The 16,153-nt window shown below is 61.4% G+C and carries 14 protein-coding genes; 10 read left to right on the top strand and 4 right to left on the bottom strand.

The features are described from left to right. From PLL20_18165 to PLL20_18130, 8 genes are all read left to right on the top strand, one after another. On the top strand, positions 1 to 1,539 hold a 1,539-nt coding region (locus tag PLL20_18165), incomplete at its 5' end, for a hypothetical protein (GenBank protein HPD31923.1). Between the two features lie 374 nt (positions 1,540 to 1,913). Further along, a complete protein-coding gene (locus tag PLL20_18160) occupies positions 1,914 to 3,374 on the top strand; it encodes a DUF4139 domain-containing protein (GenBank protein HPD31922.1) in 1,461 nt (486 codons plus the stop codon). Between the two features lie 130 nt (positions 3,375 to 3,504). Then, positions 3,505 to 4,446, top strand: a complete 942-nt coding sequence (locus PLL20_18155; GenBank protein HPD31921.1) for a bifunctional 5,10-methylenetetrahydrofolate dehydrogenase/5,10-methenyltetrahydrofolate cyclohydrolase — start codon at positions 3,505 to 3,507, stop codon at positions 4,444 to 4,446. Next, positions 4,422 to 5,639 carry a YdjY domain-containing protein gene (locus PLL20_18150; protein HPD31920.1) on the top strand — a complete coding sequence of 406 codons (1,218 nt, stop codon included), beginning with the start codon at positions 4,422 to 4,424 and terminating at the stop codon, positions 5,637 to 5,639. The genes PLL20_18155 and PLL20_18150 overlap by 25 nt, the downstream gene beginning before the upstream one ends. Positions 5,640 to 6,025: 386 nt before the next feature. Beyond that, positions 6,026 to 6,466 (top strand): hypothetical protein, encoded by a 441-nt coding sequence (locus PLL20_18145; protein ID HPD31919.1) that lies wholly within the window; start codon positions 6,026 to 6,028, stop codon positions 6,464 to 6,466. Positions 6,467 to 6,816: 350 nt separating this feature from the next. Then, complete coding sequence (locus tag PLL20_18140; GenBank protein ID HPD31918.1) at positions 6,817 to 7,725, top strand: serine/threonine-protein kinase; 909 nt, start codon at positions 6,817 to 6,819, stop codon at positions 7,723 to 7,725. Beyond that, complete coding sequence (locus tag PLL20_18135) at positions 7,722 to 8,579, top strand: metallophosphoesterase (GenBank protein HPD31917.1); 858 nt, start codon at positions 7,722 to 7,724, stop codon at positions 8,577 to 8,579. Before PLL20_18140 ends, PLL20_18135 begins: the two co-directional genes overlap by 4 nt. An 80-nt stretch (positions 8,580 to 8,659) precedes the next feature. After that, positions 8,660 to 9,286: a MarC family protein gene (locus PLL20_18130; protein ID HPD31916.1), complete on the top strand. Its 627-nt coding sequence runs from the start codon at positions 8,660 to 8,662 to the stop codon at positions 9,284 to 9,286. Positions 9,287 to 9,404: 118 nt separating this feature from the next. Here PLL20_18130 and elbB read toward each other — a convergent pair whose 3' ends face one another. Continuing rightward, complete coding sequence (elbB, locus tag PLL20_18125) at positions 9,405 to 10,076, bottom strand: isoprenoid biosynthesis glyoxalase ElbB (protein ID HPD31915.1); 672 nt, start codon at positions 10,074 to 10,076, stop codon at positions 9,405 to 9,407. Positions 10,077 to 10,157: 81 nt separating this feature from the next. After that, a protein-coding gene (gene prfB / locus PLL20_18120) for a peptide chain release factor 2 (GenBank protein HPD31914.1) occupies positions 10,158 to 11,265 on the bottom strand; the annotation gives its coding sequence in 2 pieces (ribosomal slippage) (positions 10,158 to 11,192 and positions 11,194 to 11,265; 1,107 coding nt in all). Positions 11,266 to 11,654: 389 nt separating this feature from the next. Here prfB and PLL20_18115 point away from each other — a divergent pair. Then, a complete protein-coding gene (locus PLL20_18115) occupies positions 11,655 to 13,634 on the top strand; it encodes a potassium transporter Kup (GenBank protein HPD31913.1) in 1,980 nt (659 codons plus the stop codon). Positions 13,635 to 13,679: 45 nt separating this feature from the next. Here PLL20_18115 and PLL20_18110 read toward each other — a convergent pair whose 3' ends face one another. Next, positions 13,680 to 14,084 (bottom strand): thioredoxin family protein, encoded by a 405-nt coding sequence (locus PLL20_18110; GenBank protein HPD31912.1) that lies wholly within the window; start codon positions 14,082 to 14,084, stop codon positions 13,680 to 13,682. Positions 14,085 to 14,206: 122 nt separating this feature from the next. Next, on the bottom strand, positions 14,207 to 15,025 hold the full coding sequence (locus PLL20_18105) for a histidinol-phosphatase HisJ family protein (GenBank protein HPD31911.1): 819 nt from the start codon (positions 15,023 to 15,025) through the stop codon (positions 14,207 to 14,209). Between the two features lie 297 nt (positions 15,026 to 15,322). On the opposite strand from PLL20_18105, the gene PLL20_18100 reads away from it, so the two are divergent. Next, positions 15,323 to 16,153, top strand: an 831-nt coding sequence (locus PLL20_18100) for a hypothetical protein (GenBank protein ID HPD31910.1), incomplete at its 3' end; no start/stop codon positions are given.

The following is a 16,153-nucleotide window of genomic DNA, read 5'->3' as shown; positions in this document are numbered from 1 at the left end:
AATGAGGATAGCAATCCTCCACGCGAGAGGCCCCAGAAAGGATTCTGGGGCCAGCGAGCAACCCGTCTGCACTGCTCGCAGAGCAGTGGCACACGGGGACAGAGCAGTGGCACACGGGGACAGAGCAGTGGCACACGGGGAACCACCGGGCCAATCCTGGCCCTGCTGGCGACCCTTCTGGTGGCACCCTTGGTGTCAGCCCAGACGACCCAGCCGGCGAACTTGACCGAAGGCGTCGGGCTGACGGTCTACAACCAGGATTTCGCCATCGTCCGCGAGCGGCGGACGATGCCGCTGGCGGCCGGGCGGTCGGAGGTGAAATTCAAGGATGTGGCCGCGACCATCGTGGCCGATACCGTCCACTTCCTGAGCCTCAGGCCGGCCGGTGATGCCAAGGTCATCGAGCAGAACTATGAATTCGACCTGGTCAGCGCCAATAAGCTGCTGGACAAGTACATCGACAAGGACATCGGCCTGATCACGCGCGATGGAAGCCTCATCGAGGGCAAACTGATGAGCTTCGACGACGGCCAGGTCGTGCTGGCCGTCAGGGACGGGATTCAGATGGTCCCGCGGGGCAAGAACGTGCGTGATATCCGCTTCTCGGCCCTGCCCGGCGGCCTGTTGACCCGGCCGACGCTGGTCTGGCTGGTCAACGCCAAGCAGGCCAGCGACCACCTCGTTGAGGTCTCGTACCGGGCCAACGCGGTCAACTGGAGGGTGGACTACCGGGCGCTGGCCGATGCCGACGGGAAGATGCTCGACCTGTCGGGATGGGTGACCATCGACAACCGCTCCGGGCGGACCTACGAGGATGCCCGCCTCAAGCTGATGGCCGGCGAGGTGCACGTGGTCAAACCGCAGGAAGAACGCTTTAGGAGGAGAATCGCCGCCGGGGTTGAGGTAGCGTTCGCTCGCTTGGACACGCCGGCATTTGAGGAGAAAGCCTTCGCCGAGTACCACCTGTACGAGTTGTCGCGCCCGGCGACGATCAAGGACCAGCAGGTCAAGCAGATCGAGTTGATCAATATCGAGCAGATTCCCGTCAAGCGAAAGTACCAGTATCGCGGCGAAGGGGACAACGTGCATGTGATCCTGGAGTTCAAAAACGCCAAGGAAACGCGCGAAGGGTTGGGCATCCCGCTGCCCAAGGGACCGATCCGCGTGTACCAGATGGATGCCGACAAGCAGAACGAGTTCATCGGCATGGACTCCATCGAGCACACGCCCAAGAACGAGGACATCAAGATCAGGATCGGCACCGCCTTCGACATCAAGGGCGAACGGGTGCAGACGAACCTGAGGCGCCCTGGCGAGGGCGTCGAGGACAAGGACTGGCGGATTCGTCTGAGAAACCACAAAGACCAGCCGGTCAAGGTCGAGGTACTCGAACGGCTCGAGGTCGGTGGCCGCAACTGGGAGATCCGCGAGGCCAGCCACGAATGGAAGAAGAAGGATTTCCAGACGATCACGTTCGACGTGAACGTGCCCGCCAATGGCGAGGTCACGATCACCTATAGCGTGGAGTACACATGGTGAGCAGGCAGGGCATGGTCGGAGTCGCCAACGGCGACGCAGACCTGCCGATTGAGGGTTCCCGGCTTCGCCAAAGGCTACGTCGTGGCAAGCGGGGTTCAGTGTCGCTGGTGCGAGAATCCTTTCTCGCACCCATTCGGGCGGCGAATCCTTTCGCCCCCCATCGTCGCGGGATAGGAATCCCGCGGGTGAGAGCGGCCGAGATAGGGATCTCGGCCGAGCGAGGATTGAGGGCTCAGGAAGGTAGGGCATGGTCGGAGTCGCCAACGGCGACGGAGACCTGCCGATTGAGGGTTCAGGGTTCAGGAATAACGAGGAGAGCCAGGAGCTAACAGCCAGAAGCCAAAAGCTGAGAGCTTCCTTCGGGAGAACAGATCATGACATGTCGCACACTCGCACTGATCATCGTCGCAGCCGTCGCCGCTCCGGTTTTCGCCCAGGAATCCGCCAAACCGGAAACGGGCGTGAGGTTGACCATCTACAATGACAACTACGCCTTGGTGAAAGACCGGCGCATGCTCGATGAGCCGCTCAAGGCAGGGATCAACCTGATCCGCTTCCGAGACGTAGCCGGCACCATCGACGCCACCAGTGTGTACTTCCGCTCGCTGACCGACGCGGAGGCCTCGGTGGTCGAGCAGAACTACGAGTTCGACCTGGTCAACGCCGACAAGCTGCTCCGCAAGTACATTGACAAACCGATCACGGCCCACACGGCCGACGGGCAGGTGTACGAGGGCACGCTGATGAGCTTCGACCAGCGACAACTGGTGCTCGCCAAAGACAAGGAGAAAGGCCCGATCTGCATGGTCGAGCGCGGCGAGAACATCAAGCGCATCCAGTTCAGCTCGCTGCCCGAGGGCCTGCTGACCCGCCCGACGCTGGTCTGGGAGCTGGCCACCGGCAAGGAGGGCAAGCACACCGTCGAGGTGAGCTACATTGCCAACAACATCCGGTGGCGAGCGGACTACAACCTCGTTCTGAACCCCGATGACACCAAGATCGACGTCTCTGGATGGGTCACCCTCGAAAACAACACTGGCACGGCCTACAAGGATGCGGCGGTCAAGCTTCTGGCCGGCGACCCGAAGATCGATTTCCGCAACTTCAACTTCGGCTTCGGCCAGGACTACTACAAGATCATGATGACCAAGCTCGCCCCCACGACCGCCAAGGGCGAAGACGTCAGCCGGGCCTTCGGCGAGTACCGGATGTACACGCTGCCAGAGCCCACCACGGTCAACAACAACCAAATCAAGCAGATCGAGCTGATCAACAGCCCCGGTGTGGCCGTGACCAAGACCTTCCTGTACGACGGTGCCAAGATGCAGTGGTCGTGGGGAGGCTGGTATCACGACCCCGGCTTCGGGCGGGAGGAGAACAAGAAGGTCAACGTCCTGATCGAGATCGAAAACCGGGCCGACCGCAACCTGGGCATCGCCCTGCCCAAGGGCAAGTGCCGGGTGTACAAGAAAGACATCGACGGGGCGCTGGAATTCATCGGCGAAGATCAGATCGACCACACCTCGCGCGACGAGCGGGTGGTGCTCTACATCGGCGACGCCTTCGACATTGTCGGCGAGCGCAAGCAGACCGACTTCCGCAAGATTTCCAATACCGTTTTCGAGGAGGCCTTCGAGATCAAGGTCCGCAACCACAAGAAGGAAGCGGTGACGGTCAAGATCCTCGAGAAGCTCTACCGCTGGAGCGAGTGGGAGATCATCAAGAAGAGCTCGGACTTCGAGCAGCTCAACGCGCGAACGGTGATCTTCCCCGTCGAGATCAAACCTGACGGGGAAGCGGTGGTCACCTACCGGGTAAGGTATCGGCATCCGTAAGGGGCAATTTGGCCTTGCACCGGTCCCGATCCGAAGCAACCATGCCCGCCGCTGCCCTCGGCGCAATCCGCCTCAGCATTTATAATCCCCTCCTTGCCAAGCACCGGTCATCCTGCCGGGTGGAGGACCCATGGCAGCAGAGATCATTGACGGCAAAGCACTTGCCGAACGAATGCGGGCGGAAATTCGGCACCAGGTCAAGACCTTGGCAGCCGAAGGACGCCAGCCCAAGCTGGCGGCGATCATCGTCGGCGAGCCGGCGGCAGGCATGGTGTATGCCCGTTCACAAGCCCGCCAATGCTCGGATATGGGCATCGAATACGAGCTGGTCCAGGTGCCTGAGGCTTGCGGTGCCGGATGCCTCTGCGAGCAAATCGACCGGCTGAATCGTGACGACAGCGTCACGGGCATCATGCTGCACCTGCCACTGCCACCGGAAATCGACGCCCCCTCCATGCAGTACCGTATCGACCCTTACAAGGACGTAGAGGGCGTGAACCCGGCGAACATCGGCATGGTTTTCTACGGCCAGCCGATCATCGCCCCCTGTACCGCCCTGGCGGTCGTCGAGCTGATCAAGGAGACCGGCATGCAGCTCCGCGGAGCCAACGCGGTGGTCGTCGGCCAAGGTGCCATCGTCGGATTGCCGATCACCGTGTTCCTTGTCCAGCAGTTCGCCACCGTCACCGGCTGCCACGTGGCCACCCGCGACCTGGCGGCCCACACCCGACAGGCAGACCTGCTCGTTGTCGCAGTCGGCAAGGCCGGCTTGATCGGTGCCGAGCATGTCAAACCGGGAGCAGTGGTCATTGATGTGGGGATCAACCAGACACAAACCACCGACGCGAATGGCAAGACGATCTCCAAGACCGTCGGCGATGTCGACTTCGACGCCGTGCGCAAGGTGGCCTCGGCCATCACCCCCGTGCCCGGCGGCGTCGGCCCGGTGACCGTCGCCATGTTGCTGCGGAACACGGTCGAAGCCGCACGAAAACAGTTGGCCCGACGTCAACTGGCCAATCCCAAGGATACCACCGGACAATCTTCATGCGCGGCATCATCGCGGCTATAACTTCCCGAATTGCGCTGACGGCCTCCACGGCCAGCATCGTCTGTGGGTCTGCTTTCGCCGTCGCCCGCGCCGACCGACTGACGGAATCCCGCCCGGCACTATCAACGACGCAACCAGGGGTCGCAGAGTATCAGCGCGGCGTGCGAATCAACTGGCGAGATCGAGAGGTAGAAGTCGACGGGCAGGTCGTCTTGCGCGAAGGGGCACTCGAGCTGTTCGCCTGCTCGCCCCTGACGCGCGAGCACGAGAGCATCGTGTGCATTGATGCTCGCCCTCTGCACGTCTTCCAGGCCCTTGGTCTGATCGGCCTTACACCCGGCAGGCCAAGCGATTTCGACCCGGATACCGGCCGGTACTCCCCCGCCAGGGGTGATCCGGTGGAAATCGAGGTTCGTTACCTTCAGGACGGGCGCGTCCGCCGCGAACCGATCGAAAGATGGATGCGCCGCGCCAAGCCCGGCGACAAGCCGGGAACCGGTCTCGATCTGCCGCCTCAACCCTGGGTCTTTGCGGGCTCATACACCACCGACAACGGGTCATTTGCGGCCGACCCGGAAGGCACCGTCATCGCCGTGGTCGATTTCAGCAGTTCGATCGTCGCTCTCCCAGAGTATCACTCCGACAGCAACGCGGAATTGTGGCTGGTTCCGGCCACAGAGCGTATCCCTCCCCTCTACTCCCGCTGCACGCTCGTCTTTCGGCATGGACCGGTCCGCATAAGGCTCGATTCGGTCGGACGAGTGGAGATATCGCAACGGACCATGACTATGGCCGAGGCAACCCGGACCATCCAAAACATCCGGGGTGAAAACCCGAACGTCCGACTATGGCTCACTGTCGATCCGCAATGCCCCGCTGACCGGGAAACCGCTTTTCGCGCGATCCTGGATCGGCTCAAGATACCCGCCGAATCGATCACCATCTCCAGGGCGCCCACCTCGGGCCCGGTCGAGCATAACCCGCAAGGGATGCTCCAGTGGGTCCGCAAAACGACCTCCTCGGAAACCAAGCCGTCTACCGCACAGCCGCCCTGGGCCGCGGCCGCGAGGAGAGTCATCGGGGAACTGGCCACCCGTACGCGAATCTTCGAAGCCAGGACCGAGAACTGGGTCGGATATCTTCAACAGTTGAGGGCCGGCCTCCGAACAGCCCCCATAACGTCAACCGCCCCAAGCACGCAGCCAAATCAATGATTTCTGCTGGAAAAGTGCAAAGCTTCGCTCAGAAACTCACAGGCGTTGACCGAGTTCTGGAGGGGGAAAGCGGCAAATCAGCCCGCCCGAGCAAGTCGTCAAGACGCACGACGGCGCGACGAGCCAGACCGATAATTGCGCTCGCCGGACCACGGCTCGGCGCCGGGGCGCGCGGAAAAAAACGAGGAACTTGAGAAAAGTTCGCCGGAAAACGCAAAAAGACACCAAATAGATGTTGCGTTTGTCCGATACGTATATTATAGATTCTTGCGGTCAGTAGCTTAGCAGTATTGGCAACGGGGCTTCAGCTCAACATGTCCGTCGCACGTACACCTCGGGACCAGCATAAACGTCTGGCAAAGATGTTAGGGTGTCTGGTCGCTTCCATGACGTTAGGGGCAGCCTTCCTGGATTGGTTTCAGCCGAACCAACCGGCTTCGGAAACACCCCGCCGACAACTGATCGCCAGGATCCGCAGCGCCATACACCCGACAGCCGAGGGAAGCACCCCCGTCGAGAGGTGGCATGTGATCCGCGCCGTGGCCGCCTCCGACAACTCCGGCGTCCATTTCATCGTCGATCGGGACGGATCATGGACCGCCACGCCTCATTGGCAGAATCAGAAAGCCATTGGAGAAGCGGGCGTGATCCGCATCGGGTTGCGAACCGAGGGGCGAACCGGCGAAATCACCGTGCCGCAGTGGCAGGCTGCCTGCCAGTTACGCAACAACCTTCAGGAAATGTACAAGATCACCCTCGAACGCTTCATCCCCAGCCCCGGTCTTCGGCTTCCCTCCGGGACCGGCGACACGAGCATGGTCAGATAGCATTCGCAAGTCTTCTGCGATCGAAACGCCTTCAGGACGCATGAGTCCGGGAGGCGTTTTTGCATAGTGCCGATAAACCGGCGCGTGCTAACCGCCGGCAAGAATCGAGCCGATACAGCCAACCGGGGCGGAACAAGCCGACCGCCTGCCGGATCGATACGGCCGACGCATTGCAGCCGCAGCTTGCGGCAAGCACATCGTCTGGTTACTCAGACGCTTCGGTGTCTTCCACCCGTTGACGGTCAGCAAACGGGCTACTTAAAATGCACTTGGGGCACAAGCTCCTGTCGATTGGCTGCTTCGGGCCGCAACCAGTTGTAGACCGACGGCTCATGTTAGGGGATAGTTAGGTGAGTTTCCTGGTACCCGGTTACATCGTGCATGAGCGCTTGGGCGTGGGTGCGCGGGCAACCATTTGGTTGGTCGCCAACCAGCAGACCAACGAGCTTTTCGCCCTCAAGCGGGTGATTCGCCGGGCCACCGATGACAACCGCTATCTCAATCAGGCGAGGAACGATTTCCGGATCTCCTCCATGCTCGACAACCCCTATCTCCGGCGGAGCTTCGAGTTGCGGCGAATCAGGCGCCTGTTCCAGTTGCGCGAGCTGCACATCATCATGGAATACGTCGACGGCCGGACCTTGGAGGAAATCGGGCCCCTCGGAACGCACGGGCTGGTCGGAATCTTCATCAAAGTGGCCAAAGGTCTGCACGCCCTTCACCAGATGGGCTACGTCCACGCCGACATCAAGCCAAACAACATCATTCTCGACGCGAACGGCAATCCGAAGATCATCGATTTCGGCCAAAGTTGCCCGATCGGCCATATCAAAAACCGCATCCAGGGAACACCCGACTACATTGCACCCGAGCAGGTCGAGCGAGGCATGCCGCTGGATCAGCGGACGGACGTTTACAATCTGGGCGCCACGCTCTACTGGGCAATCACCGGTCAGGCCTTTCCGACCGTCATGCCGAGCAAAAAACGCAGAGCCGGTATTGATCTCGCGGGACCACGGGACGCAACGATGCCTCACGAGCTGAATCCCAACATCCCCGTTGCCCTGAGTCGTCTCGTCATGGACTGTTGCCGCCCGAACCCCAAGGACCGTCCGGCCGACATGCGAGAAGTCATACACCGCCTCGAACTCGGTCAACAGATCATGGACAAGAACGAGGCAACCTTGACGGGTCCGGTCGTGCGACGAAAGAGTCCGCTCGGCCAGTTGTCCGCTTCAAACGGTAAGACGGCCAGATGACAACCGTTCGTGCCGCCATTGACACGTTTCGCCGCGCAACGGACCTCAATCTTGAGGACCCGATCCGCTCCGGTTCCCTGCTTTGCCCGCCCGACTACAGTCAGGTGGTCATGACCGGGGACATGCACGGGCATCGCCGCAACTTCGAGAAACTCATCAAGTACTGTCAGCTCGAATGTACCCCTACGCGCCACGTGCTGCTACACGAACTGATCCACGAACAGCCTCAACAGGAAGGGTGGGTCGATCGCTCCGTCGAGCTTCTGCTCGACGCGGCCAAGTGGAAAACGTTCTTCCCCGACCAGGTTCATTTCCTGCAAAGCAACCACGAACTGGCCCAACTGCAGAACCACGAGATCACCAAGGGCGGACGCATGGTGACCGACGACTTCGAACGCGGGGTGGCCGAGGTTCTCGACTCCAACGACATCGACGAAGTGCTCATCGCGATCGACGACTTCATCGCCTCGTATCCCCTGGCGGCCCGGTCGCCCAACGGCATATTCTTCTCTCATTCGCTGCCTAACGTCTCGCACATGGATGACTTCGATCCGGCGCTCGTGCACGAGCCGGCTGACGCGCTCGATCTGTCCGAAGGAGGAATGGTCTACCAGATGGTCTGGGGACGCCGCCACACCCCGGCCCTCCTGGAACGTCTGGCGCACGCTTTTGAAGTTCATTACTTCATCTCCGGGCATCAGCCCCAGGAATTCGGCTATGAGGTCCGTTTCGACCGGATGATCATTCTTGCCAGCGATCACAATCACGGCGTGTTCCTGCCGGTCGACTGCCGCAAGCAATACACCATCGAGGACCTGGTCCAGCGGATTCGCCCCTTCGCAGGCGTCATCTGATCCGGCTCTCCACCTCCCGGCGGCGCCCTGCCCGCGCACTTGCGGCCGGCCCGCCGGCGCGGTCAAATGAGCGCCGTGCCATGGTCGATTTCTTCCTGACAGCACTGGTCTCCATCCTCTTTGTGGTGGACCCCCCCGGCGCCGTGCCAACATACCTGGTCATCAGTGCCGGCCAGGACGCCGCACAGCGAAAACGAACCGCCCTGCGGGCCAGTGTCGTCGCAACGCTCACGCTGGCGGGATTCGCCGGCGGCGGACAGGTGATCTTTCACTACCTCGGCCTGACGTTGCCCGCCTTCCAGATCGCAGGCGGTCTGATCTTGTTTCTCGTTGCACTGGACATGATCCGGGCTCAGCGGCTCACCCAGGAAGAGCCCGACGAAGTCAGCGAAGGCATGGCCAAAGAGGATGTGGCCATCACCCCCCTGGCGATACCCATGCTGGCCGGACCAGCCTCAATGGCCAGCGTCACCGTGCTGATCGATCGCGCCGCCGGCCCTCACGCCATACTCATCGTTTATGTTGCCGTCGCGATCACCGGCCTGGTGAGCTATGTCACCCTGCGACTGGCCGACCCCCTCTACAAAGCCCTGGGCAAGACCGGCATCCACATTTTCAGCCGTATTCTGGGCCTCATTCTCGCAGGCGTCTCCGTTCAGTTCGTTCTCGACGGGCTCCGGGCAGGCAAGTACATCAATGCGGGGTAGCCTTCCCCTCGCCGGACGACCTCCACACCGGCAAGCTTGTATCCGTCTCGCCGCTGCCGAGGCGGGCAAAACCCGAGCTCAGGCGACGCGAGCATGAGTAACCCCCTGCAATTCGACCCTAAGAGCCTGCCAGACGAACAACCTCCCCAACCAACCCTTTGACTCCCTCAAACACCTCCGCAGGCCCTTTGGCAAGCATGTAGGCAGGTGTCGTCACCACACGGTGTGCTGAGTCAACGACAAACGACGTGCAGGAACAATCGGTGTGACGAATTCCCATCTTCTCGATTTCAGAGGCCGTCCGGGCGTCGTTGCCGATGGTCACCTGCGCCACCAGCCCCCTGCTGCTCAGAATCCGAGCGAGCATGGCCGGGGCGATGCAGATGGCCCCAACGGGTTTGCCCGCGTCAATCATCTCTCCGACCAGCCGCTTCACCTCGGGATGCACCGTACAGTTCGCCCCGTCGGCGGCGAATGAAGACAGGTTTTGGGCCGCCCCGAGGCCGCCCGGAAAGATCAGTGCATCAACATCGCGGGCGTGAACGTTGGCCAGATCCTGGATCTCGCCCCGGGCAATCCGCGCCGATTCGACCAGCACGTTGCGACGCTCCCCCGGAACAGGGTTGCGGGTCAAGTGGTTCATCACCACCGCCTGGTCCGCGTTGGGAGCACAACACACGTACCTGGCGCCCGCCTGATCCAGGGCAAGCAGGGTCAAGACCGCCTCGTGAATCTCCGAACCGTCGAACACGCCGCATCCCGATAAACAGACCGCGACCTTCACCATGATCTCGCTCCTTTACGCCGGCACCCGCCGCCCGACGGGACCGAGACGCCCATCGGCCACCGATCACGAATGACGGACTGCTGATTACTTTCTCTTGCTGGCACGACGCCGAAGCTCGGCTTCGATGAACATCTGAATATCGCCGTCTAAGACGCGTTCGACGTTGCTCGTCTCGACGCCGTTGCGATGATCCTTGACCCGGCGGTCATCGAGCACGTAACTGCGGATCTGGTTGCCCCACGCAACTTCCCCCTTGTCGCCGTAGAGGTTCTGCATCTCTTGGTCGCGCTCAGCCTGCCTGAGAGCTTCGATCTTGGACTGGAGGATGGCAAGAGCCATCCGCTTGTTCTGTTGCTGGCTGCGCTCGTTGACGCACTCCACCACGATGCCCGTCGGAACATGTCGCACGCGAACGGCCGTCGCCACCTTGTTCACGTTTTGACCGCCCGCCCCGCTGGCCCGCCGAAAGTACACGATGTCCAGCTCCTCCTCCTTCAAATCGACGTCAAGGTCCTCCAGAACCGGCAGGACGTCGACCGCCGCGAAACTCGTGTGCCGACGCTTGTTGGCATCAAACGGACTGATCCGTACAAGGCGATGGACGCCCCGCTCGCACGATAGGTATCCCATGGCATAGTAGCCGGTGACCTTGAGGGTGATGCTGCGGATCCCGGCCTCCTCACCATCGGTGCGGGCCAGCTCCTCGGCCTTGTACCCGTTGTTCTCGAAGTAACGAAGGTACATTCGCAGCAGCATCTCGGCCCAGTCGCAGGCCTCGGTTCCGCCCGCGCCGGCCTGGATGCTGAAGAAACAGTCACACGCGTCGTTCTTGCCGGACAGCAGAGCCATCAGCTCGACACGCTCGAGCTGCTGCTGGATCACATGCAGCTCATTGTCCAGCTCCTCAAAAGAGGCGGCGTCGTTGGCCTCTTTGGCCAGTTCGAGCAGCGCTTCGGCATCCTCGACCTTCGCCAGCAAGGCTTGCACCGGCTCGACCAGCCCCTTGAGAGCCTTCAGTTCGCCGACCACCTCGCGCGCCCGCTCCGGCACATCCCAAAAGCCGCGCCTGGCCATGATCTCATCCAGTTCCGCAAGTCGCTTGAGCTTGGCAGGCAAGTCAAAGAGAATCCCGTATGGTGAGGATACGGGTCGAGAAATCCTTGAGTGTTGCAGCAGGGTCTTCAAATCTCATGATGCATGTCCTCTCAGCGGCATCCGAGCCACTGGTTACTGACTATACTCGCGGACGCTCCCCGGAACAACCGAAACGGATTCGGCCGCACCGCCTCCTTAACCCATTCGGCTGGAAAACGCCACGGACCTTTCCAGGGCTTCTTTCAGAGCCGCCACCGCAGGAATGCCGCCCCTCTGCCGTATCGCTCTTCTGCGGTCTGGTCCGCTCTCGGCTGACTCGGATGGGCCCGTCAAGAGACCATCCTGATCCGCCTTGCCGGGTGACCGCCGGCGGAGTGGCACGGTAACACAAACCCTGTACAATCGGAACCCGCGGCCCGGCGAAGTAGCCGGGCAGAATCATCTTGAAGGCCTTGGCTGACAACCTCTCAGAGACGATCGAGGTTCATGCCCTCAGAACCAACTCACGAAGTCTTGCCCTCCAGGACGGCGCAGCAGACTGTCCCGCATCCTTCGCCTCGTGATGCACCCCGCAACGAGCATCGGCTCGGGCGGGCATCCCTGGCCGCACTGTCTCTAGGGGCGCTCGGGGTGGTCTACGGCGACATCGGCACCTCCCCTCTGTACGCCCTGAGAGAATGTTTCGGCCCACTGTTCGGGGTCGAGGCCGATCCGCGAAACGTGCTGGGGCTGCTGTCCCTTTTCTTCTGGTCCCTGACCCTGGTAGTGGTCGGCAAGTATATCGGCTTCGTGCTCCGCGCCGATAACCGCGGTGAAGGCGGCATCCTGTCACTGATGGCCCTGGCGGTGCCGCAGACGGTTCGACCGGCGAATCTGCTTTCCAAGGCCGGGATCGCGATCGGCCTGGGGTTGTTCGGGGCATCTCTGCTGTTCGCCGAGGGTCTGATCACGCCGGCCATCTCGGTCCTCAGTGCGGTCGAGGGCCTTGAAGTCTCCGCGCCGACGCTAAAGCCGTTCATTGTCCCGATCACGCTTGCCATCCTGGTGGCGTTATTCATGGTTCAGAAACACGGGACGGGGTTTGTGGGGGCGATGTTCGGACCGGTCATGCTGTTGTGGTTTGGAGCCATCGCAGCGTTGGGGCTGCGGTGGATCGTGCGGGAACCCGCGGTATTGACGGCCGTCTACCCTTGGTACGCCGTCCGCCATCTCATCGAGCATGGGTGGCATGGCTTTCTCGTGCTGGGAGCCGTGGTACTATGCTTCACAGGCACGGAAGCGTTATACGCGGATCTCGGTCATTTCGGAAGGAATCCTATTCGGCTGACTTGGTACCTCGTGGTGTTTCCCGCGCTGCTGCTGAACTACTTCGGTCAGGGCGCGGCGGTGATCCACACCCAAGGCGCTGCGGCGAGCAACCCCTTCTATGCACTGGCTACCGGATCGCTCCATTACCCCCTGGTGACGATTGCCACACTGGCAACAGTCATCGCCTCACAGGCCTTGATATCCGGAGCGTTCTCCCTCGCCCGACAGGCGGTGCAATTGGGTTACTGTCCCCGCCTGACCGTGGTACACACGTCCAGCCGGACCATCGGCCAAATCTATATTCCCGAGATCAATGCCATCCTGATGGTGGCATGCTGTGGGCTGGTTCTGGCTTTCAGGACCTCCTCGCGGCTGGCGGCGGCCTACGGCGTCGCCGTGGTCAGCACCATGACCCTGACCTCCTTGCTGTTCCTCCTGATGGCTCGCCGACACTGGGGATGGAGTCCCCTGAAGGCGGCCGGACTGACCGCGGTGTTTCTGACAGTCGACCTGACGTTCCTCGTTGCCAATCTGACAAAGCTCTTCAGCGGCGGATGGTTCCCACTGGTGGTTGCCATGGGAGTGTTTGGACTGATGACCACCTGGAAGCGCGGCCGATCATTGCTGGCCGCGTCGCTCGCCAAGGCCCGGCTGCCGCTTGATATCTTCTTGCGGAATCTTGCCGCCGGAAAACAACCCGTCCGTGTGCCGGGAACCGCGGTGTTCATGACCTCGGATCCGACCGGCACGCCCGTCGTCCTCATGCACCATTTCAAACACAACAAGGTGCTCCACGAACGCGTCATCCTGCTGAGCGTCTCGACGGAAGAGGTGCCGACGGTGCCTCCCTCCTCTCGGGTTCAGGTGCAGGATCTGGGCCTGGGATTCTTTCAGGTCAACGCCTTCTACGGCTACATGCAGACGCCCAGTGTGGCCGACATACTCCGCTGCTGTGAACCGGCCGGACTAAAAGTCGACCTGGCGGAGGTGAGCTTCTATCTTGGAAGGGAAACGTTGATCAGAACCCGAAAACCGGGCATGTCGCAATGGCGCAAGACTCTCTTCGCGGTGATGTCGCGAAACGCCATTTCGGCGGTTGCCTATTTCGGCATTCCGCCCAATCGTGTCGTGGAACTGGGCGCCCAGATCGAGCTGTGACGTCCGGCAGGAAGACGCCGCCCCAGTCGTCACGCGCACGACCGGTCAGTAGTACCGGTGCTTGATGAGGAAGAAGGAGAAGCTCCGGGCGTCCATCTTACCCTCCCGAACGCCGGCCACCGAACGATCCGGGCGGAAAATCACAAACGTCGGCACGCTCCGCACGTTCAGTTCCTTGGCCAGCTTGTGGTGAATCAGGTAGTCGATCCGAACCCGCACGTAGGAGTTCAGGACGTTCTGAACCTGCGGATCGGAAAACACCTCTTCGTCCATCTGGACGCAATCGGGGCTCACCGCCGAACTGAACATCACCAGGGCGGGTCGCCGCTCGCTGGCCGCTCTCGACAAGCCCGCCTCGAGGTTGCTTTCCCACCCCCCAGCGCCGCACCCGGGAGCCGCAACCGCCAAGAGGACCGCACCGACCCACTCTGTCCGCTTCAGTGCTCTCATAGTCTGTTCCCGGCACGGCCCCTGGCGAACCGATTCCTCCTGACCATGGCATTCTGCCACATCCCCCCGCCAATGCAAGTCGAGGACGACGACCGTGACCTTCACCCCCCGCGCCGCGAACGTCAAAGCGGTTCGTCGGTCCGCTTACGATCGCGAAAAACGGCCAAACACTCGATGCCTTGTCGCTTGAGCACCGCGGCGGCATCCCCGACACCCATCCCAACATGCTCGGGACGATGAGCATCGCTGCCCAGCGTCATGGCCCGCCCGCCCAGTTTGGCATAGCGACCGACGATCCATTCCGCCGGTGACGGCTCCGGAAGCGACTGACGCAGCGTGCTTAGATTGACCTCCGGCACCAGATCCGCCTCCAGGCAGGTCCGCAGGATCTCATCAACCAGGTCCCCACACGGGCGGATGTCAAACGTACCGAAATACCGAACTGTATACCGTTTGACCAGATCAAGATGCCCCAGAACGTCAAAAGGCCTGCGCCCTTGCCGCTTCAGATCGAGCGCAAAACGGGCCGCCTCCAGAACCGCCTCCAGGTATTGCCGCGTCGCCGCTGCCGGATCCAACCCTGTCCAGTGCTGCCGCTCATGCAGAGCCTTGCCGTGAAACCAGTGGACGCTCAGAAGCACGATGTCGAATCGATGCTCCTCCAAGAACGTGAAGATCTTTTCCATCTGCTCCGGCTGGTAACAGACCTCGATGCCGTGCCCCACAAAGAGGCTGTCGTCATACTTCTTCCGCAGGGCCGAGACCGCTGCAGCAATCCCATCGTAGTCGTATTTGCATAACGGCCACTCCGTGGGATGGCTGTCGAAATGATCCGTGAAGGTCAAGCCCGCCAATCCCATGCTGACGGCCTGTCGGACATTCTCCGCCGGATCGGCCTGCGAGTCGTTCGAAAACCACGTGTGTACATGCTGATCGTGCAAAACCACCTCTCACCTAAGGCGGACCGCCTTTTGCGGGCCGCAACCCAAACGTTCTGCGATCCAGAAACATGCGCGCAAAATGCGCACCCAGTCCCGACGGAAGAGACTGATGCGGCCTTACCGCCATAGCAAAACCCGCATCCGGCGGCTTCCTTCCAGTCTCACCGTCGTCAGCCGACCACAGCGAAGCCACAGTCTATAGGCGCTTGCGATCCGGATAAAGGCCCGCGGACGAGCCGCTCGGTTCTCGATCGTTGCGGAAACGCGTCTTCGCAGTATACTGTCGCCGGTTGAACTATGTGCGCAGCAAACGCAAGCACCGTCAATAGCGGGTCGTCCGCAACGCTCCCGCGGAAAGAACCCGAGGTCGGCGAGCTCGCTCGGCTGAAATACGAGCTGGTCCGAGGGTTCCTGTGGGCCTGGGGCAAGTGTTTTTCGCTCCGGGGCCTGTACCTGCTCGGAACCGGGTTTGCCGTTTGCGAATGGCTCGTCAACTACAAGCGCCGGCGACGGTTCAAGATACACCTCAAAACGGGATTCGGACGCGGAACCAGGGTCATTGACCGCGCAACCGCCCGCCGAGCGTGCCTTCAGCACTTCATCCGAACCCGCTGCGACAAGCTCTTCTACCTGATCTTCGACAAGCTGCCCAGGGAGGAGATTCTCTCGCGTGTCCGGTTCCCCCGTGAGGCCGACCTGGCCGAGGCGGTCAAGGATGGTAAGGGCATTTACGTGTGTCTCAGTCACATCGGCTCACACCACGTATTGGCCCTGATCATGGCCCTGAAGGGATATCGCGTGGCGGGGGTGCGCGATCCCAACGAAGGTGCGATGCGGCGATATGTCCAGCGCAAGTATGAGGAGACTTTCCCCGAGTTTCGGGCCGTCAGGCTGCTCTATTCAAACATGTACCCCAGAGACGTCTATCGTTGTTTGCAGGAAGGCTACATCCTGGGCAGCACCCTGGACATAGGCCGCGAACGCGGCGCGCATCTGCGACTCGTGACCGCCGAGATGTTCGGCAAACCAAGAGATTTCCTTGCCGGTCCCGTCCAGATCGCCCTGCGCTGCGGAGCCCCAATTTACCAGGGATTCGTCGTGTCCCGGCCCGGCTTCTACTTCGACATC

Source organism: Phycisphaerae bacterium (assembly GCA_035384605.1).
Lineage (GTDB): Bacteria > Planctomycetota > Phycisphaerae > UBA1845 > PWPN01 > JAUCQB01.
Note: the sequence above shows the minus strand (reverse complement) of the source record. Positions and strands in the feature narration are given on the sequence as shown.